Annotated in this window: 16 protein-coding genes and 1 pseudogene; 9 read left to right on the top strand and 8 right to left on the bottom strand. The window is 54.6% G+C overall.

Annotation, left to right across the window (positions count from 1 at the left end; translation table 11 throughout):
- The first annotated feature begins 189 nt into the window (after positions 1 to 189).
- Positions 190 to 1,224: a TOPRIM nucleotidyl transferase/hydrolase domain-containing protein gene (locus ACYASU_RS22010; protein WP_463584049.1), complete on the top strand. Its 1,035-nt coding sequence runs from the start codon at positions 190 to 192 to the stop codon at positions 1,222 to 1,224.
- 324 nt (positions 1,225 to 1,548) lie between these two features.
- Positions 1,549 to 2,358 carry an RES domain-containing protein gene (locus ACYASU_RS22005; RefSeq protein ID WP_463584048.1) on the top strand — a complete coding sequence of 270 codons (810 nt, stop codon included), beginning with the start codon at positions 1,549 to 1,551 and terminating at the stop codon, positions 2,356 to 2,358.
- Between the two features lie 1,514 nt (positions 2,359 to 3,872).
- On the opposite strand, the gene ACYASU_RS22000 is transcribed toward ACYASU_RS22005, so the two are convergent.
- Positions 3,873 to 4,208, bottom strand: a complete 336-nt coding sequence (locus ACYASU_RS22000; RefSeq protein ID WP_463584047.1) for a hypothetical protein — start codon at positions 4,206 to 4,208, stop codon at positions 3,873 to 3,875.
- Positions 4,209 to 4,857: 649 nt separating this feature from the next.
- Between ACYASU_RS22000 and ACYASU_RS21995 the strand changes: the two genes are divergently transcribed.
- Positions 4,858 to 5,109, top strand: coding sequence for a hypothetical protein (locus ACYASU_RS21995; protein ID WP_463584046.1), 252 nt, complete (start codon positions 4,858 to 4,860; stop codon positions 5,107 to 5,109).
- Between the two features lie 203 nt (positions 5,110 to 5,312).
- Entirely contained in the window at positions 5,313 to 7,847 is a 2,535-nt protein-coding gene (gene hrpB, locus ACYASU_RS21990; RefSeq protein ID WP_463584045.1) for an ATP-dependent helicase HrpB, read from the top strand.
- A 164-nt stretch (positions 7,848 to 8,011) separates the two neighbouring features.
- Here the strand turns inward: hrpB (ACYASU_RS21990) and ACYASU_RS21985 are convergent, their stop codons facing one another.
- From ACYASU_RS21985 to ACYASU_RS21970, 4 genes are all read right to left on the bottom strand, one after another.
- A complete protein-coding gene (locus ACYASU_RS21985; protein ID WP_463584134.1) occupies positions 8,012 to 9,163 on the bottom strand; it encodes a tyrosine-type recombinase/integrase in 1,152 nt (383 codons plus the stop codon).
- Positions 9,164 to 9,470: 307 nt separating this feature from the next.
- Positions 9,471 to 10,076 carry a hypothetical protein gene (locus ACYASU_RS21980; protein ID WP_463584044.1) on the bottom strand — a complete coding sequence of 202 codons (606 nt, stop codon included), beginning with the start codon at positions 10,074 to 10,076 and terminating at the stop codon, positions 9,471 to 9,473.
- Positions 10,076 to 12,172, bottom strand: a complete 2,097-nt coding sequence (locus ACYASU_RS21975; protein ID WP_463584043.1) for an integrase — start codon at positions 12,170 to 12,172, stop codon at positions 10,076 to 10,078. The genes ACYASU_RS21980 and ACYASU_RS21975 overlap by 1 nt, the downstream gene beginning before the upstream one ends.
- On the bottom strand, positions 12,156 to 14,438 hold the full coding sequence (locus tag ACYASU_RS21970) for a hypothetical protein (protein WP_463584042.1): 2,283 nt from the start codon (positions 14,436 to 14,438) through the stop codon (positions 12,156 to 12,158). Before ACYASU_RS21970 ends, ACYASU_RS21975 begins: the two co-directional genes overlap by 17 nt.
- Positions 14,439 to 14,527: 89 nt before the next feature.
- Here ACYASU_RS21970 and hrpB (ACYASU_RS21965) point away from each other — a divergent pair.
- A pseudogene (hrpB, locus tag ACYASU_RS21965) lies at positions 14,528 to 16,678 on the top strand (ATP-dependent helicase HrpB); the annotation flags it as partial.
- Between the two features lie 196 nt (positions 16,679 to 16,874).
- Complete coding sequence (locus ACYASU_RS21960; RefSeq protein ID WP_463584041.1) at positions 16,875 to 18,938, top strand: TonB-dependent siderophore receptor; 2,064 nt, start codon at positions 16,875 to 16,877, stop codon at positions 18,936 to 18,938.
- A 78-nt stretch (positions 18,939 to 19,016) separates the two neighbouring features.
- On the opposite strand, the gene ACYASU_RS21955 is transcribed toward ACYASU_RS21960, so the two are convergent.
- Entirely contained in the window at positions 19,017 to 20,111 is a 1,095-nt protein-coding gene (locus ACYASU_RS21955; protein WP_463584040.1) for an endonuclease/exonuclease/phosphatase family protein, read from the bottom strand.
- Positions 20,112 to 20,115: 4 nt separating this feature from the next.
- Positions 20,116 to 20,769 (bottom strand): YciC family protein, encoded by a 654-nt coding sequence (locus ACYASU_RS21950; protein ID WP_463584039.1) that lies wholly within the window; start codon positions 20,767 to 20,769, stop codon positions 20,116 to 20,118.
- A gap of 189 nt (positions 20,770 to 20,958) precedes the next feature.
- Between ACYASU_RS21950 and ACYASU_RS21945 the strand changes: the two genes are divergently transcribed.
- The 3 genes from ACYASU_RS21945 (at position 20,959) to ACYASU_RS21935 (ending at position 23,528) form a co-directional block, all read left to right on the top strand.
- Positions 20,959 to 21,768, top strand: a complete 810-nt coding sequence (locus tag ACYASU_RS21945; RefSeq protein ID WP_463584038.1) for a DUF2076 domain-containing protein — start codon at positions 20,959 to 20,961, stop codon at positions 21,766 to 21,768.
- Between the two features lie 164 nt (positions 21,769 to 21,932).
- Positions 21,933 to 22,412, top strand: a complete 480-nt coding sequence (locus ACYASU_RS21940; protein WP_108121635.1) for an NYN domain-containing protein — start codon at positions 21,933 to 21,935, stop codon at positions 22,410 to 22,412.
- Between the two features lie 501 nt (positions 22,413 to 22,913).
- A complete protein-coding gene (locus ACYASU_RS21935; protein ID WP_463584037.1) occupies positions 22,914 to 23,528 on the top strand; it encodes a 3'-5' exonuclease in 615 nt (204 codons plus the stop codon).
- A 21-nt stretch (positions 23,529 to 23,549) separates the two neighbouring features.
- On the opposite strand, the gene ACYASU_RS21930 is transcribed toward ACYASU_RS21935, so the two are convergent.
- On the bottom strand, positions 23,550 to 25,907 hold the full coding sequence (locus ACYASU_RS21930) for a DUF4214 domain-containing protein (RefSeq protein WP_463584036.1): 2,358 nt from the start codon (positions 25,905 to 25,907) through the stop codon (positions 23,550 to 23,552).
- Between the last annotated feature and the right edge of the window lie 15 nt (positions 25,908 to 25,922).

Genomic DNA, 25,922 nt, shown 5'->3' with positions numbered 1-25,922 from the left:
GATAAAATCGATGTTGGACCATGGGAGTCGGATCTTCTCCGTGTCTTGTCAAGCGTGGGCTCTCGCACTCTTCAAGTTAGTCAGTAGCCGAGACTCAGTCGCAGCTCTGGCTTTGCCCTTCTGGTAGCATCGTCCATGGGTTCCTCGTCATACTGGGCGTTCCTACCCGCATCGCTGGACGCCATTCTTATGAGCCAGGAGCCTAGCCTCCCCGAGCAGTACGCACAGCTTCGCCAACTTAGCGACAGCGCTCCTGCGCCGTTGAAACGTAAGCGGGGTTTCGACTTCGAGCGCGTATTGAAGCGGCTACTGGACGCGGATGGTCTGGAGCCGCGCTCTAGCTACAAAGCCACGGGGGAGCAGATTGATGGTTCGTTCTACCTTGACGGGACTTTCATTCTCCTAGAAGCAAAATGGCACGCAGATCCGATACCTGCTTCCACGCTTTACCAGTTTAAAGGCAAGGTGGACGGCAAGCTCGTCGGAACGCTAGGTGTTTTCATCTCAATGTCTGGCTATTCAGAGGATGCGGTCGATGCGCTGACTGCAGGGAAATCGCTTAACCTGATCTTGTTTAACAAAGAGGATATTGACGCGGCCATCGCAGGCAAACAGGGTTTCAAGAACATTCTGAAAGCCAAACTGCGTAAGGCTGCCGAAGAAGGCTTGGTGTACTACCCGACAGCAATCGAGCTGGTGGAAAGTGCTGGAACGGGAGGTGTGGCAATCGAACGCGTCCACTTCGACCGTATGACAGACAGGGTGCTTGGTCGACCAGGTCCGTCATCAGCTGACCTGATCATTGTCTGCGAAGGGGACTCAGACAGAGAGGTTCTAGCTCATCTCGCGCAGCGAATCCTAGAGAATTCACCATCATCGAAGAAAATCGAGGTGATATCAGCTTTGGGAAAAATAGGTGTACCCAAAATCGTCAACGCCCTTCTGATGAGCCAGCCCGAGGTCAGGGTTTTGGCTGTGATTGATAGTGACGATGACATTGAAGGCTCCAAGTCGATGTTGGATAAGATCATCACCTCTACCAACTGGGCGCCCATCATCATCCATCCCAGTATCGAACAATGGCTGGGCCTCACCAGGGAAGAGGTGAGACGCTATCCGCGCCTCGAGGTCTACTCCAAAGCGCTTTTGACATTGGATATGAGGGCGCTGCGGGCGACAGACCCTGTGTTCCAGCGGTTCTATGACGAAGTCAGCTCAATCTGATCGCAAGCCAGTAGCGCCTGCGTGCTGGAGCGTGAGTTATCGTTTGGTTATGGCCCGCGTCTTTCAATGATTATCAGGCTCATACGATGTGATTGAAGCTTAAAGAGGCGCATCAGCAAGGTGTGCGTAACACCGATTCGGTCCAGATAATCCCTGCATGATCTGATCTCCTCCATACGATCATTTCCTGCGTTTATCACTACAGTGTCAGGTCACACGGTTGAAGCAACGCGGGCGTCGTACACCAGATATTCGCGACGGTCTGCTATGGGTAGTCGGTCGCTCAAATCAAAATTCGAGCGGGTCACAAGGAGACCGCAATCTATGACGTTGAGAGCTCTTGCACTGTCATACCTTGACGATTTTTCGGCTGCGATCCTGTCGAGCACGGATCCTGCATTCATCAGATCGCGGCTGAGTTTTTTGCTCGACTACTATCAGGTCATCAACTACGAGATGAAGTACGATCGGGCATTTTGGCGGGTGCGAAAATGTCCAACCGAGGAAGGTTTTGAGCGTCTCAATGAGCTGAGCCATCCTCCTGCCGAACACGCTGTTGCTGGACGGTTAAATGAGAGAAATAGCCCTGTCCTCTACCTGTCAGCCAATCTGATGTCCACGTTTGAAGAGGTGGGGGCTGCCCAAGGTGACTATCTGCATTGTGTAGGTTTCCAGCTACGACCTAACGAATCGCTGAGATGCGCGATCATTGGCGAAATCACTCATGTTCATCGCTGGGGTGCAGGCTTAACTTCGGAAGTGGTTGGCCAACTGATTAATCAGCAGTTGGATCGTATGCCTCATGATTTCGGGAAAAGCTTTGTGTTCACTGACGCATTTCTTTCTGCCATCTTAAAAGACAGGTCGGCTCGCGACACGGAGTATCTGCACTCAAGAACGCTCGCCAGTCTCATCTTCGAGCGAAATTCGGGCATTGATGCCATAGCCTATAGTGGAGTGGCCTCTGAGGCTTCAAGAAACTACGCGGTCAAGCCTGTCGCGGTTGAGAGAGCTTTGGAGATCTCAGGGAATACTGTGATCAAAATAACCAAAAGGTACAAATTTGGCATGTACGAGTTTGAGATCATTCGGGATGCTCGCGGATTCGAGTCCGACGGCCGGATTGTGTGGTAAACGGCGTAGCCTCGGCTTGATGCATTTGCACGGTGCAGTACGGGAAGACGCTAATTCAAGAGACCGTGGTTTCTGGTCCAAGAAGACTTATCCAAAAGCCCCAGACAGAGTTAAGAGAATCGGCAGGAATGAGCACCACTACACCTACGAAACGTCAGTGGCACGGCAGCCACCACCCCTGAAGCTATCGTCCACATGCCTTCCGCTGGAGAGGTGAGGGGATCGCAGGGGTGAACCTACTGCCTCTCGCAGGTGAAATGAGGGCATGGATGCAGCAGGACGGACTGTTATCCCTGATGCCTGCACCTCAATCTCCAACGACGGGAGGCTACACGAACCCGTTTACCGAGAGCGGAGTCACGCTGCAGCTATTGATGAGCAGGGTCATCAATGCGGCTCACGAGTACGCGAAGGGCGATTCGTCCATTGATAGTGAAGTAGATGCAGAAGTGGAGAGAGTACGCTTCTACAACGAGTTATTGATGTACTCAGCACGGCTTTGCGAGGTCGCGATCAAGCAGCTCTTGTACTGTACTCAGTTTCCAGAAGCACGGTACAAGCGGATGGCCTTGGGAGCCCTGCTCGAATCGCCGTGCCCAGATTGCAAGCGTCAGAACGGTAAGACGCCTCACCTAGTCTCACTTGTCGGTACGTTGGCGCACCCGTTTAATCTCTGCCTTGAGTTCGAGCAATGCGCTATGGACCACGTGGACTTGGTGAATCGGCAACGAAATTCTGAAGCCGCGCACTCGGGAGTACAGCCTTTGAATGTCAGGTCTGTCGAGTCGTCGAAATTGCAGCTCATGGAAGACAGTCGGGACGCGCTAAATGGCTTTGTGCATATGCTTTCCCATTTGGAGGACCTTGAGCGCAAAATGCTTACTGATCTAGCCCACAAGGGGACTTCTATAAACGCTTTCAAAAGGAATGGGCTATCCGCTGCTGACTGCAACTTTCACTTGGTTCCTGGTGAGAGGCTCGCCTTTACCCCTTGAGGGGCAGGGTCCTTTGCGTTGATCACGTCACATGCAGACTAAGCGTAGGTTTCTACCTACACGTATAGTAGCTTTTTGCTGGCTGCCACAGATTTAACACTCTAGCGCATGAGGCCGCATGAGCGTTTAAGGTCGTTGCGACAGTTTCGCGCTTCTCCAACGAGTCTGAAGGCGCCAAAAATCGGGAGCTCGATGCGACAGTTTAAATCCTCTAAAATCAGCTCGACATTCTAGGGAACGGGATTACCCATTTTCAAGAATAGGGGCACCGTCGGTGATTCTCTGGCTGGGGATTATTCTAATGGCACTCACAGCGCTGTTGACTGCGTGCAACTTCAAAGCTTGTGTCGCGTTCAGGTTGTGATCAAGAGCGAGATGGTCATCTAAACTAAAGATACAGGTGCCAATCGACCCCCTGCCGAGAGCAGTCAACGATGCGCATGGTTTCAATGGGTTGCCGAAAAGGGTGAAGCGTTTACCTACGCCACGGTGGCTGAAAAGCAACCGCATAACGCATCCTCAAAGTGGCCAATTGTTCGTGAGATGGCTGGAGTGAGCTACCTTGAACTTTTTTCCGGTGACGACTCGCTGCTTGGGCTTCACCTTACCAACGACCTTTCCGCGACCATGTGCCGACATCTCAACGATGTCCGTTCCCTCAACAACAAGGACGGTGAACCCACCGTCGATGGCTTGGTTGTAAGCAGCTGAGGTGAGTTCGGCAGCACGCTTGGTGATGTGGTTTACCCATTCATCAGATGCGGCTTCTTCATCTAGTGTCATCTCAAGCCCCCTCATGTTGCTGTCGATATATGCAGATACACAATACTGGCTTTTTACTGCTGGCGCACTCACGATGAATCGTACAGCGGATGTGTGGGGACGCCGCCGTGTTTACTGCTCCGAGAACGTTCAGCACGGCTGCGGGCGGTCTACAATCCACCACGACTTCTATGCAATCTTTGCCTGTCGCGCATCTAGACTCTGATGCAAATCTCTATCGAAATCGCGTCTGAGGACCATTAGCCACTAGCCATTTGGTATTGGTCGGGAAAGGGGCTGGTGACGGATGAGCAATCTCAATTTCCAAAATCAAAGCCCGTCCGACGGTGATGTATTCATGGGTGGAAGTCACGACCGTTTGACTCAAGCGATGCATGATTAGCTAAAGCTTAAGAGTAAGCATCTTGTGTCGATTCGAAGCAGGCGGTGCGCAAACAGCTGCATGCAGTGCATGATCACCACATCGTCGTGATCGATAATCTGGACAGACTGCCACGGATTGACTACCAACTGTCCCGAGTGTTCTAGAGGATTTCACCTACCTTACAAACGAGGAGATTCTCAGTGTCATCGCCCATTCTGCTTCCCCAAGGGAACCAGGCCTAGACGGTGCGGAACGTGTGCGGGCCTGTGAGGGCGGTGAAATGAAACAGACGGGGTATCGCGTGTAGGACGCGATGCCGTCAGGTTATAGCTGGCAAATGGTAATCGGAGGCAAATGGTGGACAAAATACCTGCAACGCTCGAAGAAGACGGCGGCGAGCTTTTGGAAAAACCGGATCTCTCAGCCGCAGAAATCGAAGTACGCCTGGCCATTGCAGACTATGTGATCCGAAGGGTGGGCGGGACACCTCGTGGGCAAGAAATATTCGATGCTCTGATATCTCGTTTTGAAAACCGTTATCCCCATCACAAGTTACTTGCCAATTGCCTGACATCTCCTGGACATATCGATCATGAATATCTCGTTTAGCTTTGGCAGAGACGGGTAATAGGGGCATTGATTTGTTGTCCCCTCTGGCGGAGCCGGCGTGCCCAGTTCCTTGATGTCAGATGCTTCTCATCTTAGCTCTGATCCGGATTCGATGTCCCGATTAATGAATGCCAAGTCACGGCTATTTGAATCCGGCAGCTTAGCCTCGACAGGCTATACTCGCAGCTCTATCAGGAGTTTTAATGAGTTCCTTGCCCATCGACGCCGTACTCTCGGCGCTGCTTGACACTCTCGCGATTCAGCCGAACGTTGTCCTTCAAGCGCCACCTGGTGCAGGTAAAACTACGCGTGTCCCCTTAGCCCTCCTTCGAGCGAAGTGGCTCGGCGACCAGACAATTTTGATGCTTGAGCCTCGTAGGCTGGCGGCTCGTGCAGCGGCAGAAAGGTTAGCGAGTGAACTGGGCGAAAAAGTCGGGGAGACGGTCGGATACAGGATCCGACTGGAGAGCCGGGTAAGTGCTAAGACTCGAATCGAAGTAGTTACCGAAGGTGTTCTTGGCCGAAGACTTCAAGATGATCCTGGGCTCGATGGGGTCGGACTAGTCATATTCGATGAGTTTCATATCCGAAATCTTGAGGCTGACCTTGCGCTGGCACTCACTTTAAGCGGCCGCGAAATTTTTCGCGATGACCAGCCTTTAAAGGTTCTGCTGATGTCGGCAACCCTGGACGGTCAGCGGCTTTCGAGCTTGCTCGATGATGCACCGGTGGTTACCAGCGAAGGACGCATGTTCCCGGTAAAAGTGCACTGGGGGCGGCCTTTTCATCCGGGTGAGTTTATCGAGCCGCGGGTGGTTCAGACCGTGCTCGATGCGCTGGGCAATGATAGCGGCAGTCTGCTGGTGTTTCTGCCAGGCCAGGCGGAAATTCGCCGCGTCCATCGGGAACTAATCGACGCGTTGGGCGAGCGCGGCGATCTCTTGTTGTGCCCGCTGCATGGCGAGTTGGACCTCAATGCCCAGAGCGCGGCCATCGCCCCGGCACCTGCTGGCAAACGCAAGGTGGTGTTGGCGACTAACATCGCTGAAACAAGCCTTACCATCGAAGGCATTCGCGTCGTGATAGACGCTGGCTTGGAGCGGGTACCCAAATTTGATCCACGTAGTGGTATGACTCGCTTGGATACGCAGCGAATCTCCAAGGCGAGTGCCACCCAGCGCGCGGGCCGAGCTGGGCGTCTGGAGCCGGGCATATGCTACCGCCTATGGTCGGAATCCCAGCATGGGCAATTAGCTTCCTACGGCACGGCGGAAATCCTTCAAGCCGATCTGGCGGGACTGACGCTGCAACTAGTACGTTGGGGCGTAGATCCAGCGCAACTGCGTTGGCTGGACGCACCGCCTGTGGCTTCTCATGCTCAAGCCACGGATCTTCTAATGCGCCTCGGCGCACTGACTCGCAACCCCGGAGAAGACTGGAAGCTCACGGCCCATGGTCAGGCCATGGCCGAGGTGCCAGCCCATCCGCGTATCGCGCACTTGTTGTTACGCGGTCACGAGCTGGGCCTAGGCCCGATGGCTTGCGATGTCGCTGCGTTGCTCGATGAGCGAGATATTCTACGTGGGGCGGGTGCAGACCTTCACATGCGTTTGTCTTTGCTGGCAGGCTCCGAACGAGTGGCACGTGATGCGCAAGGCGGCTTGCAGCGGGTTAAACAGCTGGCACGGCAATATCGCGGTTATCTAAAAGGCGCGCCGACTCAAGCCGTCACCGACCCCGAGCACTCGCGCTGGTTAGGTGCCTTACTGGCATTGGCTTATCCCGACCGCGTCGCCCACCAGCGTCAGGCTGGTGGCCCCGAATACAGGTTGGCTAATGGCCGCGCAGCGCTGTTCACTGAGCCGGATGCTTTGATGAAAGAGCCATGGCTGGTGATCGCAGATCTGGGCAGTCGGCAGGGGCAGCGTGAAGAACGGATTTACCTAGCGGTGGGTTTTGATCCGGCGTTGTTCGATTCGGTGCTGACCGAGCAGGTGACCCTAGTCGATCATATGGACTGGGACGAGCGTGAAGGCGCGTTCCGCGCTGAGCGCCAGCGTAAAACTGGAGAATTGATCATCAGTCGTGAACCACTGATCGGTCTCGATGAGTCGATACGCGGCCAGGCGCTGTTATCGCTGGTTCATCGCAACGGGCTGGAATTGTTGTCGTGGACGCCGGAGTTAAGACAGTGGCAGGCGCGGATTGAGTTGTTGCGTCAGCTCGATATGAGGGAACAGGGCAGCAGCGAATGGCCGGACCTCAGCGACCAGGCGCTGCTTGATCGGCTGGAGGACTGGTTGTTGCCATATCTGGGCAAGGTGACCCGGCTAAGCCACTTGGCCAGTCTTGATCTATCGTCGATTCTGCACAATCTCCTGCCATGGCCGCTGCCGCAGCGCTTGGAAGAGCAAGCCCCGCACCACCTAATGGTGCCGTCCCGCTCGTCGGTGCGCTTAGACTATACCGAAAACCCGCCAGTACTCTCGGTGCGTTTGCAGGAATTGTTTGGTCTGGCCAACACCCCGCGCATCGCTCAAGGCCGACAGATAGTCAAACTGCAGTTGTTGTCCCCGGCCCGTCGCCCGGTGCAAGTCACGCAGGACCTAGCAAGCTTCTGGACTAATACCTACCAAGAGGTTAAGAAAGACCTCAAAGGCCGTTACCCCAAGCATTATTGGCCCGACGACCCATTGTTCGCCGAGCCCACTGCACGGGCGAAACCTCGGCTTAGGTGATAAGTAACGCGTACGCGATGAGAGTGTGAGACCAGCCTTGGATTTTCAAACCCGGGTCGATACCAACAAGGGAGGAGGCACTACCACGTTGAATTTTATATGTCGTTCCTTCGTTGGTTGGTCGGCAATTAGAATGTTGGTGATAAAAAATATCGATATGTGAATCAACTAAGCAAAGTTTTCCTTTGGCTCGCAATATTTAAGTCTTGATCGCAGAGCTGCCTAAGCTGGAGGATTTCAGCCTTAAAAGTTTTAGCGGGCATCCCCGCGATTAGTAGCTGAATTAAATCGTCCTCTCTTTCGCGGAAGGCGTGTAACACCTTAATTGCATGTATACTTGAAACAGTTTCAGAGTAGCCGGAGAGTGAAGAACGTGCTAGCGTGATATATCGGTCGAGGGATTCACTATCGAGGTGGCCCGTCCATTGCATGACTTCAGCTTTAAATGCTTCGCTATCAAGGAGTGCACGCTGGAAGTCGTCTTCGTTATTCATTTTATGTCGTAACATGATTAGGGCGAACAGATTGGTAATAAATGCATGCCTGAACATATGCGGGCAGACAGGCTCGTCTATGTTAGCGAGCTTCCTAAGTAAGGCTATTTCATTGGAAACGGTTGCACTGCTCATCGCTCTACCAGTCGTCAACGAAATGAAAAAATAGCCTTGATCCAAGACGTGAGAGGGTGAAGATTTCATAACATTTTTACGGTTGAACTCAATATGTTTCTTTAAATCATGCAGGAGCATTTTGGTCGTGGGAATGAAGCGTTCACTCTTATCGCCCTGTTTGAGGGTTTTCATACGCAAGAGCGGTTCCGGCATGTGGTACGCTCGCAGTATATCCTCAGTCCGAACCATTGCTACTTCAGTTCTTCGCGCGCCTGTCTGCTCAAGAAGAGAAATGAGACAGCGCCTACGTTCTCGTACAAACGCTGAGTTACTTGAGATGTCTACGACGCTTTTGAGCCTCTGGATATTCTCTGTACTGATTGGGTTCCGTCGACGCTGCCTGAAGCCGTTGGTGAATGAGTGATGATGTAAATATGTAATGCTACTTGATTTGCGTGAGTCTTTCCTGATTCGGTGGAACCGTTCCGTGGCCCGTATAGTTCCATTTGGTGCTACAAAAGATATTTCATTATAAAAATGTCCGACGTACGTAAGAAAGCTTAAGCAGATTTTTCCAATCGCGACGACTGTGTTCTCGTTCCGTTTTTTTAACAAGGGGTTTGTGGGGGACTGTTCATTACGAAGGCTTGAGATAAAATTGGTAAAGTCGTTGTCGTTTAGTTCTTTAAAATCTTTTCTGACCATATAGCAAAACTTTATTAAATGACTGATTTTAAAGGCGTACTCTCCCATCGTGCCTCCTTTGCTACCTTTCCTTGATAGTCCGTGGAGTTCGCCTCGGCCGCGCTGCCTAAGGAGAGACAGCATGTATAGGTTACCTAAGCTGCAAGGGTTTCCATTTGGCCAGCTGAGAAAAGGGAAGTTGGTTATCTCGGAGGTGACTAACGTGTCAGCTGATTGGTAGCTGAAGAGTGTGGTGTTTTCTATTAAAGTGAAAAGTTGATAGCTTATCGTAGTCATAGGGCTGTCCTAGCATTGGTAATTTAAGGTGTTAGATCCTGTAGTCATCTATCTGTGTGATGTTAGATTTGCTAGCGGACGGGTCTTTGAATCTGCTGGTATTTAGGCTGATTATGCTATAAATGGTGCTGACAGCGTCGGTGTGATGTTTTGCTCTAAGTGAATCATCTTTAGTGTCTTTAAGTAGCATCAGGTAATTGAGCGCTTCGGATGCTGCCTGTAACAGACGAACATTATCTTGGCGAGTTTTCTGAAGATCGGCTTCAAGGCTTGCTACTTTCAATGCTAGGCCTTGTTTGGTTCGCTTTTCAGGTCTGAATTGTGATTGATGAGATTGATTTATGCGGTCTAGTGCTTGCTTCCGTAAGAGATCTAAACTACGGAATCCACCAATGATAAATTCGTTAGCATACGCTTTTAGGGTGTTAAGGCTTGTTGGAAATACCTCATACTTTGTGTTAGATGCTGGATCGTCAATTTCGATAGCCAATGCAGCGGTGGTTGCTTGACTTTTCAGTGCAAGGACCAGCGTGGGGTGTCCGCTAAATGTGACTGGAGACTTGCAAATAGACGCGAGTAGTTGATATAGCAGCAGTACATTTGAGGCTTTGTCTTGGTGGCCTTCATTGCTCATCATCAGATGCTCGTTTTGGCTTGCAATACTTTTACTATTATTTGCATTTTTTGTCCTTTCTCGTCAGTGAAAAAGAATGGTTCGATCCTGACAATTCCTTCCTTTATCAGGTCGTCAATATGACTTTGCAGGTCTTCGGTGTCCAGAATGGCAAATTCGTCGGTTCCATATTTGGCACTGAGAAGGTTGGAGAGCTCTCGAAATGATTCGGTCGGTTCGGACTGGAGTTGCTCGGCTAGAAACTGTGCGGACGCGCTGCGAAGAGTCGCTCCGCCCATGGTTTCAGTAATATAATGCCAGATATGAATTGCTTCCTCATGGCCAAGCATCCAACGAAGCGTGTCTAACTGGCCAAAGCTGCCATTGTAAAAGAACACCATGGCGAAGAAGCGCCTTAATTGATGCTGCCTAATGTAGTATCTCTCTTGGTTGCGATTTGTCTGAGTCTGAAAGTAGTCGCAAAAATTGTCCAGGTTTTTGTTGTAAGCCGTGTGGTCGGTGTCCTTGAAAATAAACTGCCCAGATAAATGAGGAGTGGAAAAAAGTCGTTGTGGTTTTGCAATGCAACCCTCTTCCACTAACGTGTGCTGCATGTTTTGTAGATTTTTTATCATTGAGACTGCTATAGGGTCAATCGGTCGCGCTATTTTTTTGCGCAGTCCGAACAGGCTTTTAGTGCTTTTTCCGGCAAACGCCAACAGCCACGTTTCGGTACTGTCTAGACTATGTTCTGTTGGTAATTCCACCAGTTCGCTGGCACGCTTAGCCATGAGCGCCCCGACTACTATTTGGACGCAACCAATGTACACAGATACCATTTCTAGTAGTCCATTGTTCTTTCTTAAGCTCTTGAAGTGGGCCGCCTTATCTAATTTTATTTTTTGCTGCCACTGTCTGCCAGTTGGTAGTCGGACAGACAAACCAACTCTGTTTACTCCTCTTGACCGGGCGTCCTCAGAGATAATCTTCATGAATTGTTCATCTGTGATATCACTTGGGCTAATGCCTAGCTTCTTACATTCAATCAACAATGAGCAGTAGGCGTCTAGAAACACAGCCCCATGAATAATGTGAAATTCGATAGCATTTTTTATTGCACTAAAAGCTACTGAGGTTGGGAGCGTTTTAAATCTGCCAGGCGTTCCCACTTCTGGTGTGTAGTTTTCGATGGCGAGCAAATGCGTCATGGCGGGTGTCGGCAGATGCATGTCTCGAAGCATGCCAAGTCGATAGATTATGGCTCTAAAATTGTTGTATGAGTCTTTTCGTTGCCTAGCGTGGCTGTTTGTCACGGATGCTCCCGGAAGCTCTCTGACGAAACGAGGGGTAGAATCGTCAATGCATAATATCTCGTAACTTGGTTTAGACCTCTTTTTGCCGAGGATAGTATCTGGGTATATTTGTGAGCTCAAAAATAAGGTATTGGCAAGAGGGGAGTGAGTAAGCTGGCGCTTGTAAGCTCCTTTCAAAAATAACGCTGCGCGAACTTTAGGTATAAGCTCTCTCGGGAATTCTAAACCACAACAAAGTTGTTCTTCTGTAACGATTTTCATCATCGGTCGAGCATCGAGTACCGAATCCAACTCCTTTTGGGTGTATTGGTCTAATAGTTTGATGCAATAAAACTGGAGGCGTTGGGGCCACTCATAGATTGCGAGCGATAAATCTGATGTGGATGCGATCCGATCTAACAATCTTTTTAGGTCTCCGCTCGTTAGGCCGGCGAGACCAAATGCGGATAGTTTGAGTGCTTTGCCATTTATAAGCAAATAGTCAATTATAAGACAGGCCCGTCTAAATAAGCTGTGCTGGCGACTCTGTAGTTTGTTTGTTTCATATGTTGGATTGTGATTATTTCGGGTGGATAGTATTAAAATATATTTGAAGCTTGCCAAGAGTGCGGAATTTCTTTTGTGGATTAACGGGGTCCCATTATCTAAGTGGATGTTCCAATCGATAATGTACGTATTCTTGTTGTTGAAATCTAAAGACCAGATGTTATCTTCAAATTCTGACTTCAGCCACATTGCAGTCCTAAAGATGTCAGATGTTTTAGCTAAATGCGGTTCGAGGAAAGCTAGCTCAGGAGGTAGACTCATAAATTAATTTCTCCATTCTAGATGGTTCAATTAGCAAACGAGCACCCTTTAAATGGTCAATAAGTGTCGAATCTCGGGTGCGTTCAATCTCACGCTCAATGAGCGTGGTGACTTTGGACCAATATTTTGAAAGCGCGTTGATTCTCAGTTTTTCGTGTGCGCCATCTACTGCCGCTCGTAGAGAAAGGAGGGTTGTCAAGATCCATTTGTCTACTGATATAAGTAATTGGCCTTGGGATTCCGTTGGGATGGTCGACGTCGTTCCTTCAGGATCCTCTAGATGGGTGGGTATGTCTCTGATTGCATGATTTTTTAGGAATTCGTGCATATCCTCAATGGAGCAAAAGCCAGAGGCTTGAAAGAGATATGGACTATCTTTCATAGCCTCACAAAGAATCCCTTTTTGGAAGATTCGAATCCATCGACTTTGAAAGAATTGCTGGATTGATTCAGGTAAATAGTGACTTAACAAGGTGGATGTATAATATGTGTGCCCTAATGCTTTCGCCATCGCCTCTGTGCTCTGTGTTTCCAAGTAGATAGCTACCGCGCAGGATGATCGGAATGAAGAAGGACTCACCCGAAGAACGAAGTTAAAAAGATCAATGCCCTTGAGTTTTGAGTGTTGCTCGAATTGTGCAACAACAAAGCACCTAGGACCTGAGAGCTTAGCGCTGTCCCACTTCGAAAATTCGCACCTTGCTGGACGGCCAAGCGCTAGCTGACCATGGAGAAATAGATAACGCCATGAGTCATTTTTCTCAGCCCGAAGCGCGGCTCGCAGAGGGTCGGTTAATTGGATTATTTGACGAACTAGAACGGCCTCACGGGGAGTCAATGTTATTAGTTGCTCACTTCGGCCTGCTCCCTTCCGGTCTTTATAGCCCAACAGTTGATATTGTCCTTGAACCTTGGTAAAGCCAACTAGCTTTCCTGTTTTGTCGTACAGTTCAAAACCATTCAGAAAAGAGGCAGTAATACAAGGGTGTCCATGTATTAGTAAGTAGTGGAAAGCGTAGAAGTCGTTATAATTTGGAATTGCGAGTTCCCTGGCTAACGCCTGTCTCCTGAACTCGTGGCGATGGTAGGTGCTGTCTAGTATATTTCTCAGGCCATTATAGCCTGCTATGCACAAGGTGGCACATAAGTGTTCGATAGGCGTTTGCTCGACTGAACTATATATTTTTGCGTCTGACGGAAGAAGTATCCCCTCGCGACTGAGCTTAATTCTACGTTTTAGCGCGTGGCCTTGCTTTCTGCATTCGCACCTGGCCCATCTGACCACGGTGTCAATATCTTCCGTTATTTTGGTGAAAAGTAACTGGAACGCTTGTGTGTCGGTTATCTGTAAAGGGACGAGCGTCAATAGCTTATTTTTTACCGCTACACCGTTGGTTTCTGTTATGCGCGTTAGTGTGCCAGGCTTGGAGCTGCCTATTGGAGCCGAAATATGTCCCTGATATGGTCTTGCCCAAACCTTACTTTCGAAAAAATATCTTTCAACTACGCCGATAAATTTAACATAAGTTCTTTTCTTGGTGATCAGGTCGTTCCCTTTTTTGTAGCAGTTCATAAATGAATGAAGCATATAATTTTTAAACAGCCTCGCGTTGAGGTCCGGATCTTTGAACGTATCTCGGTTGTACAGTTGGTGGTTTTCTGAAAGATAATCTATAAAGTCTCTAAGCTCTTGGATAGCTGTACCTGCTTGCGTCTCAAGATAGAGTGCGAGTTGTTGCTGGATTTTTTTCGCAAAGGAAATTCCGTAATGCGGGATCAGCTTTGCGATAGGAAGATATACAGGCTTGTTTCTTTTTGTTTGGATAGCCCAGCCACACCAATATTCTGCCCGCCCCTCATTAATCCTTTTTGATGCCGCTTTCCAGTACGAATGCAGCTTGCTTGGTAAGCTTGGGTCCCAAGTAATATCGGTTATATCGGGATTGAAGCCATGCAAAGAGCTAAGAACTCTTACAAATCCCTTTGCATATTCTTGTCTAACGCTTCTTACTGAACCGACAAAATCATCCGAATGAAGTGATCCCAAAAAAGATTTAACTATTTTGTTAAACTTACGAGAACCAATATTTTTTGACGTAACTTCAAACTCGCATACGTAGCAAAATGCTTCGAAGAGTCTGATAGCGCTCTGCGCCCCTTTGATGCTCATGCGCTTCTGGCATGCGAGCATTTCTTCAGCGATCGCCGATTCGATCGCTATGAAGGGGTAGACATCCAGGTATCTGCAGTTTTTGATGATTGTCAATGTCACTTTCCCCCAGATCACTGCGCCTAAGGCCCGCTGAGGAGGGTATAGCTCACTTTTGACAACTCTGCGTTGATGGCAAAAACTGAGAAAGAAGCCTCGACGCTGATCTCGCGCTTGCCCTGAGCTTGAACGGCCGTGCGCTGTTTCGTGACGAGCAGCCGCTGAAGATTCTGCTGATGTCGGCGACCCTTGAAGGCGCGCGTCTGTCGAGCTTGCTCAACGACGCGCCGGTCATCAGCAGCGAAGGGCGCATGTTCCCGGTGTCGATGCAGTGGGGGCGGCCGTTTCAGCCCGGGGAGTTCATCGAGCCGCGGGTGGTGCAAACCGTGCTCGACGCGCTGGGCAACGAGTCCGGCAGCGTGCTGGTATTCCTGCCGGGCCAGGCCGAGATCCGTCGGGTCACTCAACAGTTGGCCGATGCCATTGGTGATCGCAGCGACGTGCTGTTGTGCCCGCTGCATGGCGAGCTCGACCTGAGCGCCCAGCGCGCGGCGATCGAACCCGCGCCCAAGGGCAAACGCAAAGTGGTGCTGGCGACCAATATCGCCGAGACCAGCCTGACCATCGATGGCGTGCGGGTGGTCATCGACGCGGGGCTGTCGCGGGTGCCGCGTTTCGATCCCGGCAGCGGCATGACGCGCCTCGACACCCAGCGCATCTCCCGTGCCAGCGCGACTCAGCGGGCGGGCCGGGCAGGGCGACTTGAGCCGGGCGTGTGTTATCGGTTGTGGTCCGAGGCGCAACACGATCAATTGGCGGCCTACGGCGCGGCGGAGATTCTTCAGGCCGACCTTGCCGGCTTGGCACTGCAACTGGCGCGTTGGGGCGTTGAACCGGCGCAACTGACCTGGCTGGATCTGCCGCCCGCCGCCGCATATGCCCAGGCGCAGGACCTGCTGGCCCGACTGGGCGCTCTGACGCGCAAGCTGGGTGAAGACTGGAAACTCACCCCTCACGGCCAGTCGATGGCAGAGCTGCCCGCCCATCCCCGCATCGCCCATTTGCTGCTGCGCGGTCATGAACTGGGCTTGGGGCCGCTGGCGTGCGACGTCGCAGCGTTGCTGGGCGAGCGGGACGTTCTGCGCGGCGCCGGAGCCGATCTGCACAGCCGGCTGACGTTGCTGGCCGGCGCAGAACGCGCGGCGAAAGGCGCACAGGGCGGCGTGCAGCGAGCGCGGCAATTGTCGCGGCAATATCGCGGGTATCTGAGGGGCACCGTCCGGAAACCGGTCGCCGATCCCGATCACCCGCGCTGGCTCGGCGCGCTGCTGGCGCTGGCCTATCCCGATCGCGTCGCGCAACAACGCCGTGCCGGCGGAGCGGAGTATCGACTCGCCAACGGTCGGGCTGCCCTGTTCGCCGAGCCAGACGCGCTGATGAAACAGCCGTGGCTGGTGGTCGCTGATCTGGGCAGCCGCCAGGGCCAGCGCGAAGAGCGTATTTATCTGGCCGCCGAGTTCGATCCAGAGCTGTTCAACACAGTGCTCGCCGAACAGGTGACGACGTTCGATCAACTGGACTGGGACGAGCGCGAGGGCGTGTTCCGCGCCGAACGTCAGCGCAAGGCCGGTGAACTGATCATCAGCCGCGAGCCGCTCACCGGGCTGGACGATTCCGCACGAGGTCAGGCCCTGCTGGCGCTGGTGCGGCGCAAGGGACTGGAACTGCTGCCGTGGACGCCCGAGCTGCGCCAGTGGCAGGCGCGCGTCGGTCTGCTGCGTCAGATGGATCTGCAAACCCTGAGCGAAAGCGAGTGGCCGGACGTGAGTAACGACGGGTTGCTGGCGACGCTGGAGCACTGGCTGCTGCCGTGCCTGGGCAAGGTCACGCGACTGAGCCACTTCGGCAATCTGGACCTGTCATCGATCCTGCACAACCTCCTGCCATGGCCCTTGCCGCAGCGGCTCGACGAACTGGCGCCGCACCACCTGACCGTGCCGTCGGGTTCATCGGTGCGCCTCGATTACAGCGAGTCCCCGCCCATTCTGGCGGTGCGCCTGCAGGAGCTCTTCGGCCTGGCCGACACCCCGCGCATCGCCAATGGCCGGCAGATCGTCAAGCTGCACCTGCTGTCCCCCGCACGCCGCCCGGTACAAGTCACCCAAGACCTCGCCAACTTCTGGCGCAGCACCTATGCCGAGGTGAAGAAGGACCTGAAGGGGCGGTATCCGAAGCACTATTGGCCGGACGATCCGCTGATCGCTGAGCCGACCGCGCGGGTGAAGCCGAGGAAGTGAACGGCAGCACAAGGGCATGACATCGGGTGGATGCAAAAAAACTTCACACGCCATGTGAGGTAAATGCGCGCTCAACCCGTGTAATAGTAACGAATCGCATTTGCACTCGTTTCAATTACGGAGTCAGCTCGTGGTCAAGCGCTTTAACCGGACTCATGCGTCAGTCCTGCTGTGTTCTGCCTTACCTGGTTTTGCAATGGCTGCCCAGACGGTCACCGAGTTGGCGCCCAGTGTCATCCAGTCCACACGCGATGCGGCTTACGGCTCGGGAAGCTATACGGTTTCTGAAGGGAGCACCGCCAGCAAGACCTCCACTCAGAATCGGGATGAAGCCCAAACCGTCAACACGGTCACTGCGCAAACCCTGGATGACTACCAGGTCAAAGACCTCAACGACGCCATGCGCTTTGTGAGTGGTGTGTCCCAGACGAACACGTTGGGGGGCACGAAGGATGCCGTGATCAAGCGCGGATTTGGCAGCAACGACGACAACTCCATTTTGCGGGACGGGGTCCGCTCAGCGATTGGTCGCAATCTCGGCGCTACCACCGATCACGTGGAAGTGTTGAAAGGCCCGGCATCGCTCATGTACGGCGCGCTTGAGCCGGGCGGGCTGATCAATGTGATCAGCAAACAACCGCAGTTCACCCAAAGCACGACCTTGACGGGCTCTGGTTACAGTGAAGGCGGCGGGACCTTTGGTGTGGACACCACCGGGCCGCTCGGCGATACCAACTTGGCGTACCGGCTGGTTGCCGAGCGCTCCCACGAGGACTACTGGCGTAATTACGGTGTCGATGAGCACACGCTTATTGCGCCATCGATCGCCTGGGTCGGCGACCGCGCCAGTTTCTCACTGGCCTACACCTATAACGATTACGCCAGCCCCTTTGACCGCGGCACGGTGTTCGCCAACGGCCACCCGGCCGACATCAGTTACCGCGACCGTCTGGATGAGCGCTGGGCCAAGACCGTCGGCATCAGCCAAAGCACCACCGCGAAGTTCGAATACCAGCTCAATGATGACTGGCGAAGCCGGTTGACCTATGGATGGACCGAGGATCGTTACAGCCTGGCGATTGCACAGCCCAGCACCTTGAAAGGCGACACCCTGCGCCGGATTGCCAACGGCGGGCACTATGACTACGAGAGCCGCTACACCGCGCTGGACTTCATAGGCGATCAGCAGTTGTTCGGCCAGCGGCATGAGATTGTCGTCGGGGTGGACAACGAGTCGCTGGATAAATACCGCGGTAAAACCTACCGCAACGCCAGTAGCACCGCCGGCAACCTCGACATCCAGAACCCCACCTACGGCAATCTGGCTGAGCCTGCGACGGTCAGTGCGGCCCAGAGCAACGCCGAAAATAACCTGGTCACCACCTCGGCGTACTTCAAGGACAACTGGCACCTTAACGATCGCTGGATTCTGGTGTTTGGTGGTCGTCAGGAACACTGGGATCAATACAGCGATCAGGGGCTGGGCAGCGCGTACGCACCGGGTGCGGATTCTAACGGCGACAAATTTCTCCCCTTCGGCGGGATTGTTTATCAGCCGACCGAGAACGTTGCGCTCTACGCCAACTACAGCCGTTCCTTCGTGCCGAATGACGCCGACGATGCAGGCAACAGCTTCAAGCCTACCGAAGGGCGCAGCTACGAAGTGGGTGTCAAATACAGCCCGGTCCAGGCGCTCAACGTGAACCTGGCCGTGTATGACATCGTCAAGAACAACCTTGTGAACAGCGTGCTGCAGGCAAACGGCGACAGCATTGACGAAGCCGTAGGGAAGGCCCGCTCGCGAGGGGTTGAGCTGGATGTGACCGGAGAGATCGCGCGTAACTGGAGCATCATCGGCACCTACGCCTATGACCACACGGAAGTGCTGAAAAACGCAGAATCACCCGAGCAGGAAGGCAACCGCTTGCCCAATGCGCCGATGCACACCGCGAGCCTGTACCTCAGCCATCAACTCGGGCTGCCTGCCGAAACCGGCAAGTGGCATGTCGGCGCAGGTGCCCGATACGTCGGAGAGCGGCCGGGCGACGATGCCAACAGCTTTTGGCTGGACAGCTACACGACGGCCGATGCCTTTGTGCGCTGGGATTTACCCACCCATGACTACAAGACCAGTCTGCAGTTGAACATCGACAACCTGTTCAACAAGGAATACTACCCGGCCACCACGGGCAGCAGCACGCTCCAGGTGGAGGAGGGAGCGCTCCGAACTGCGCGGCTGACTGCCAGCGTCACGTTCTGATGGCAGCGATCGGTGCCGGGCAATCCGGCACTGGTCGGTTCAGATCAAACGACTCTCTTGTGCATCCGTACAGAGGGTTTACTCACCCTGCGCTGGGACTCTGAACCGCGCGATCACCGGCATGTGATCAGAAATCAACAACGTGTCCGCCTGCCTCACCCGCGCCTCGACCCGTTTCAGCTTCGGGCTGTAGAACAGAAAATCCTGCGTCCGGTCCGGGCCGCTGATGCGGGGATCGTTAGGGAAGCGGGTGTACCACGTGCGACGGTCCTCACCGGCCACGTCTTCATTGCTCGGGATCATCGGGAAGCTTTCCCACAAGCCACGCAGCTCACTCTCTGCCGCAAACGGCACGCGCTGTTCGGCGGGTAGCCGCGGATATTGCCCCTGTGGCAGCAGATTGAAATCTCCGCCGGTTATCCACAGCGTGCCGTTTTGCTCGAAGGTTTGTTGCAACTGACGAACCGATGCTAATTGCCGTTTTCGCACGTCGCCGCCCGGCTTCGCATCGCCCAGGTGCGTGTTTGTCACCGCCAGATGTCGGCCATCGCTCAGCGGCAGGTAGCTGACCAGCAGCGCAGGTTGAGGTTGAAACAGGCGGCTGATGAAATGGCCGGACGGCGAGGGCAGGTGCAGACGTTCGGCGCTGTCCAGTTGGTAGCGGCTCAGCGTCGCCAGTTTGCGGCCGACGCTGCCGAAGATGTGGCGATCCGGCACGAAGTCGGACTTCCAGTCAAACGCCTCGCTGCTGCAGGGGTACAGGTCGGCGACGCGCGCTTGGAGCAGGGCAAGTTGGTTGCCGTAGTCGGTGTTCTTCGCGCCGTCGTCGACTTCCTGCAGCAACACGATGTCCGGCTGCTCATCGCGGATGACCCGTGCGACTTCATCGAGGTTGTACTCCAGGTCTTCCGGGGTCGGGCGCTCGTCAGGGCCGCTGCCGTCGGGCAGGTCGTACCAGAAGACATAACGCTTGCCGGCCAGGTATTGAATGTTCCAGGTCATCACCTTGAGCGTCTGACCCGGCGCCAATACCGGTGGCTTTCCGTCCTTCGCGTTGCAGGATACCGCCACCTTATCGTGTCGGGCGGGGTGCCAGGTCACGTCATAAAGCAGTATCACGAACAGCCCGGCAGACACCGCGAGGTAAAGCAGGTACCGCGTCGGACGTGCCATCTTCTTATGCCGACCGCGCGGGCGGGTCAATGAGCATGAACAACCGGAACATCATCACGCTGATAAGCAGCTGCAGGAAGCTGGAAACACTGTCCACCGCAATCGACAGCATCGGGCTTTGCTGGTCTGGCAGCACGTAATAACTGAGCGCCTCGAGCAGCGACAGCGGGATGTAAACGCACAGCACGCAGACGAAAATCCGCACCACGTGGCCCTGCGTCATTCTGAAGCTTTCGCGCATCGCCTCCAGCGGCCCCATCCCGCGCAATACCAGCAAGTATTCCGACAGCTGCAGTTTGATCATCACCCACACGCCCGGCAGGATGAACAGCGACATGCCGGCCATGATCAGCAGGGTGCTCAGCGCCGTCAGCACCGCGAACGTGGGCCACATGCGCAACGCAACGGCCCACAGGTTGGATTTGACCGGCTCTTCGCCCCGGGTTTTCGCATCCAGGAAAAGGATCAGCGCGCCGGTGTAGAGCGGATAAAAAAGCAGCCCGACCAACAGTGGCGCGACGCCGTTGCCCTGCCCGAAGCCGATGAGCTGTTTGGTCAGGGCCTCCAGCACTACCAGGGGCAGGCACAACGTAAGAATGCTGCCGAAGTTGCGTCGGAAGAAGTACAGCGAGTCTTGCAGAATGGTCAGCGGATTCATGAACGGATCACAGGGATAAGCAGGCCGACACTGTAACGTAGCGCCGCAGAACCGGCCAACAGGCACCCACTAGCCGGCTTTCTTAACTTTTTTTACATCCTATTGAAACGCCCTTGAACAGCCCCATTACTGGCTATGTCCGAGCAATGGCTCAGAACAGAATTCCTACGGCAATCTAACGAGGTCGCCATGAACAGCGAAGAACAAACCCTGATCGATGGCTTGTTTGGCAAGCTCAAGCAAGCAGAAACCGAATCGGTCCCCCGTGATGCGCAGGCCGAAGCGCTGATCAAGGAGCACCTGACTCGCCAGCCGGCCGCGCCTTATTACATGGCGCAGTCGATCCTCGTGCAGGAAGTCGCGATCAAGCAGCTGGAGGCCCAGAACCGTCAGCGCGACGAGCAGATTCAACAGCTGCGGGCTGAGCTGGAGCGGGCAAAGTCCGCCGCGCCTGCCCAGTCCGGCAGCGGCGGTGGATTTCTGTCGAGCATTTTCGGCGGCGGTTCGCGCGAGCCACAGGCTCAGCAGCCAGCTTCGTCGTTCTCGCGTCCGTCGAACCCGCAACCTTCCTCGGGCGGCTGGCGTGAAAGCGGTCCGGCCAGCGCACCGCAGCAAAATTATGCTCAGCCACAGCAAAACTATGCCCAGCCGCAACAGGCACCGGCGGCCCCAGTCGGCAGTGGTTTCCTGGGCGGCGCCCTGAAAACCGCAGCGGGCGTGGCCGGTGGCGTGATGCTGGCGGAAGGCATCAGCAGCCTGTTCCACCACAACAGCCAACCGCAGGAAATCGTCGAGATCATCCAGGAGCAGCCGGCCCAGCCTGCTGCCGAACATGATCAGGGCGGCAGCGGTGGGTGGGGTGACGACCAGCAGCGCGTGACAGGTAATGACAGTACCGGCAATGACAGCTGGGGCAGTGATTCAAATGGCTTCGCCGACACTGACTACGGCAGTGACACCGGTGGCGGCTTGTTTGACGACGACGATTCTTTCGTCTGATAACGAAAGGCAGCGGCGGCATATTCTCCAGGAATGCCCCGCTGCCCCGACAGCACGCTGCGGCCCTCCACACCCAATCCTTCAATCCCTTTCCCAAAATGGCATACTGAGCGCCGGTCCGGTTTTCGGGCCCTTGTCGCTTGTCAGCGCATCGAGGATTTTGGGTGAGAAGAATCGCGGTCTTCGCCGACGTACAGAACCTGTATTACACAGTGCGTCAGGCTCACGGTTGTCACTTCAATTACGCCGCCCTGTGGGCTGACATCAGCCAGCGCGGGCAGATCGTCGAGGCGTATGCGTATGCCATCGACCGTGGCGACAGCAAGCAGCAGCAATTCCAGCAGATCCTGCGCAACCTCGGTTTCACCGTCAAACTCAAACCCTACATCCAGCGCAGCGACGGCTCGGCCAAAGGCGACTGGGACGTGGGCATCACCATCGACATCATGGACGTCGCGCCGAATGTCGATGAAGTCGTGCTGGCGTCCGGCGATGGCGATTTTGACCTGTTGCTGGAGCGCATCATCAGCAAACACGGCGTCGAAGCGATTGCCTACGGCGTACCGGGGTTGACCGCCAATTCGTTGATCCGGGCGGCCAGTCGTTATGTGCCGATCGAGGGCGGGTTGCTGCTCAAGACCTGATCCACCGCCTCGGTGCAGCAGCGTCTGTGTCGCCTATGCGACTGACGACGAATGACTTGTGGGAGTGAGCTTGCTCACGAAGAGGCCGGGGCATTCAGCCACTTTCTCTGGGGCTGAAAGTAAGCCTTCGCGAGCAAGCTCGACTCCCACGGGAGGGTGATTCGGCTCGGGATTCCCGGTTGGCGCAAGACCTGTGGGAGTGAGCTTGCTCACGAAGAGGCCGGGGCATTCAGCCACTTTCTCTGGGGCTGAAAGTAAGTCTTCGCGAGCAAGCTCGCTCCCACATGACGGTGGGCTGACTCAAAATCGCCGGTTGTTGCAGGACCTGTGGGAGTGAGCTTGCTCACGAAAAGGCCGGGACATTCAGCCACTTTCTCTGGGGCTGAAAGTAAGTCTTCGCGAGCAAGCTCGCTCCCACAGGAATTGAGTTTGCTGCAGAACAGTGTGATGTCTGAACATCACGCGTTTTCCAAAAAAATCGTCACTGTTAAGGCCACCTCCATGCAAGAACGCATCGCCGTCATCGACTTCGAAACCACCGGCATTTCCCCCAGCAGCTACTGCCGCGCGACGGAAATCGCCGTGGTGATCGTGGAGCAGGGCGTCATCGTCGAGCGCTATCAAAGCCTGATGAACGCCGGCGTGCGCATCCCGTCCTTCATCGAATCCCTGACCGGCATCAGCAACAGCATGCTGCGCACGGCGCCGCCGGCTGAACGGGTCATGAATGAAGTTGCCGAGTTCGTCGGCCTGACGCCACTGGTGGCGCACAACGCCTCGTTTGACCAGAAGTTCTGGGACTTCGAGCTGTCACGCATCAAGCGCAATCGCGTACAAAGCTTCGCCTGCTCGATGCTGCTGGCGCGACGTCTCCTGCCACACGCGCCGAACCACAAACTCGGCACCCTCACCAGCTGGGCCGGCTTGCCCCACACCGGCAAGGCTCACCGGGCCATGGCCGATGCGGAAATGGCCGCCAACCTCACGCTGCACCTGGGCCACCAACTGCGCGACACCCACGGTCTCGCCGGTGTCTCCCACCAGTTGCTGTGCACGCTGCAAAAAGTCCCGGCGAAGAAGATTGCGGATGCGATCAGCAAGCACCGGGGGCTCTAGTCAGTCTTTGGCGCAGGTGCCTCAAGCCCAATCAGCATGCCCGATCAAATGAATGAAGCCGGCATCGCCTTGAGTCAGGGCAGCAGACTCCGGGGAGTTGGCGATATTGAATGCGACCTGCCCACGGCTTGCGCCGCCTTCCAGCGTCTGGACCCAATAGGCAACGCCGTTAGCGTCGCCGCCTCGGCCCAGGACATTGTTGTACAGCTGCTCGACAAAGGCCGCATTGCTGCTGTCATCGGGCAGGCGTTGAGTAAATTCGGCAGAGTGCACAAAACCATCCGCCACCTGGGCAGCGCTTTCGCCTGCGGCGCCCTGTGACAGCCAGAACTTGAGGCCTTCGATATCGGGCGCACGATCCAGAATGGTATACAGACGCCCGATGTTTGCCTGCGCCGCGTCGAGGACGAACAGCTCGCGATCTGCGAAATCGAGCAGATTGAAGCCACTCAGTTCGAATGTCGCCGCAGCTCCCGTGGAACGACTGACTGACAGCGTGTCGGTATCGAGGGCGTTGATCGTGTAGGCGGATGCAGCGTCGTTGAACATAAAGGTGTCGATACCGGCGTTGCCCGCCAGATGCGAAACCCCATTGCCGTCAAGCCTGACTTCCTGCTCACTGATCTGATCGTCGCCAGCCGTGCCGGTGGCCACGCCCTTGCCCACCACCATATCCATATTGTTCCAGGCGTTATGATCCACGATCCTGATGTAGCCTGTCTCGCCCTCCGAGAGGTCATGGCTTTCACGAGAATTCAGGAAGCCATCAGCAACCGACGTTCGACTCAAACCCTCCTGCAGCAGCGTGCTCCAGTACGACACACCTGAATCATCGCCTGTGCGATGCAGTACGGTCTGATAGAGCTCAAGGACAAAGTCCCGACTACCCAGCACGCTGTAGCGCTGTATCCCTTCAGCGGAATTCAGAAAGCCATCGCGAATCTCTGCATCCGAGCTGCCCATCGCTTGATGCGTCAGCCAGTAATCCAAGCCCTGATAATCGGGCGTCCGACCGAACAGTGAGTAGAGCCTGGCAACGTAAGCCTGATCCTCGGTGAGCGCGATGTGATGAAGATCCCTGCCAAAGCTCAACGAAACAGTGGCATCACTCTGGGCGTTGAAGGCGCCATACTGGCTGCGAAAAGCCATGAGCAGTTCGTCAAGACCGGCATCGTGGTCGCTGAAAGCCAGCTTTTCGACGCCTAGAAGGGTGTCCACATCGGACGTTTGCGCATCATGAACCCTGAGGGTGGCATTGCTCACAAGCGCGGCATCGTAGGTTGCAAAGTAGCGAGCACCGGCCTCGGTATACAAAGCGGTGTCGAAGCCGTTGCCACCATCGAGCACGTCCGAGCCGGCCCCACCGATCAGCCGATCGTTGCCATCGCCCCCTTGCAACAGGTCATTGCCCGCGTTTGCGTTGAGAAAGTTGTCACTGGCGTTGCCGATCAGCGTATCCGCGCCTGCACCCGTTATGGCGTTCTCGATAACCGTACCGCGCGCGATGGCGATATTCGATAGACCGCCGTATACGCTGGAAAAAGCTTCACTTCTCAGATCGACTGTCTGAGCGCCGACATAGGTGCTGACGTTGATCGTGTCGTTGCCGCCCGAATCATAGAGCGTGGCCACCAGGCCGGTCACGAAGTCGGTTCCGGTGTTTATGGAGGCCTTGTTAAAACTGTAGGTGTCGTCGCCCGTGCGGGTGATGGCGGTGCCGTACAGTGCCTGGATGGCGACGATGTCCGCCAGCATGGGGGTAGCGACATAGCCGAAAGAGGCATTGGAATAGGTATTCTGGTCCTGACTGAAGTAGGACATTATCGAATATTTCCAGCTGTCCTCTTGGTAGAAGGCATTGCTGGGGAAGGTCGCGCTGCCGTTGTAATTGCCCGCATGGCCCAACCCCAGCGCGTGGCCGATTTCATGAATGTAGGTCTGCTGATAATACCAACCGTAATTCACCCAATTGGACGCGATGTTGACGCTGCTGTCCGAGATGACGCTGCCTGCGTAATTGGAGCTGGTGTACGCACCGCTCTTGTTTTCGCTGAAATTGATCGCCCCGGCAGCGGTGGTTTCCACAAAGTGGATGCCACTGACGTTGGTCCAGGTTTGCAGCGCATATCGAGCAACAGCCTGAGCGTTTGCGCTCAAGCTTGCCAGGTTGACGGTGAGCGAGCCTCCGGCGTGCACGTCAAAGTGGTGCTGGGAACCGCCATAGGCGTCGTACCAATAGCCATCAGTCAGGTAGTTGGCTTGCTGGTCCAGCGTCAGGTGCTCAAGCGTCGCTTGGCTGGTGGCTGTCTGGTGGCTCGCACCTTGGCTGGTCGCTCCGTCAGCCCAGAGTTGGGTGAGTGAATCGCACATCGAACACATGTAGAAACTCCGGGG

Source organism: Pseudomonas sp. HP_12, assembly GCF_055283955.1.
This window is presented reverse-complemented; position numbering and strand designations above follow the sequence as displayed.

Excerpts from the sequence above, each read along its gene's own strand:
- ACYASU_RS22010 (WP_463584049.1), top strand. The coding sequence starts at position 190 with ATGAGCCAGGAGCCTAGCCTCCCCGAGCAGTACGCACAGCTTCGCCAA.
- ACYASU_RS22005 (WP_463584048.1), top strand. The coding sequence starts at position 1,549 with ATGACGTTGAGAGCTCTTGCACTGTCATACCTTGACGATTTTTCGGCT.
- hrpB (WP_463584045.1), top strand. The coding sequence starts at position 5,313 with ATGAGTTCCTTGCCCATCGACGCCGTACTCTCGGCGCTGCTTGACACT.
- ACYASU_RS21985 (WP_463584134.1), bottom strand. The coding sequence starts at position 9,163 with ATGGTCAGAAAAGATTTTAAAGAACTAAACGACAACGACTTTACCAAT.
- ACYASU_RS21980 (WP_463584044.1), bottom strand. The coding sequence starts at position 10,076 with ATGATGAGCAATGAAGGCCACCAAGACAAAGCCTCAAATGTACTGCTG.
- ACYASU_RS21975 (WP_463584043.1), bottom strand. The coding sequence starts at position 12,172 with ATGAGTCTACCTCCTGAGCTAGCTTTCCTCGAACCGCATTTAGCTAAA.
- ACYASU_RS21960 (WP_463584041.1), top strand. The coding sequence starts at position 16,875 with ATGGCTGCCCAGACGGTCACCGAGTTGGCGCCCAGTGTCATCCAGTCC.
- ACYASU_RS21955 (WP_463584040.1), bottom strand. The coding sequence starts at position 20,111 with ATGGCACGTCCGACGCGGTACCTGCTTTACCTCGCGGTGTCTGCCGGG.
- ACYASU_RS21950 (WP_463584039.1), bottom strand. The coding sequence starts at position 20,769 with ATGAATCCGCTGACCATTCTGCAAGACTCGCTGTACTTCTTCCGACGC.
- ACYASU_RS21945 (WP_463584038.1), top strand. The coding sequence starts at position 20,959 with ATGAACAGCGAAGAACAAACCCTGATCGATGGCTTGTTTGGCAAGCTC.
- ACYASU_RS21935 (WP_463584037.1), top strand. The coding sequence starts at position 22,914 with ATGCAAGAACGCATCGCCGTCATCGACTTCGAAACCACCGGCATTTCC.
- ACYASU_RS21930 (WP_463584036.1), bottom strand. The coding sequence starts at position 25,907 with ATGTGTTCGATGTGCGATTCACTCACCCAACTCTGGGCTGACGGAGCG.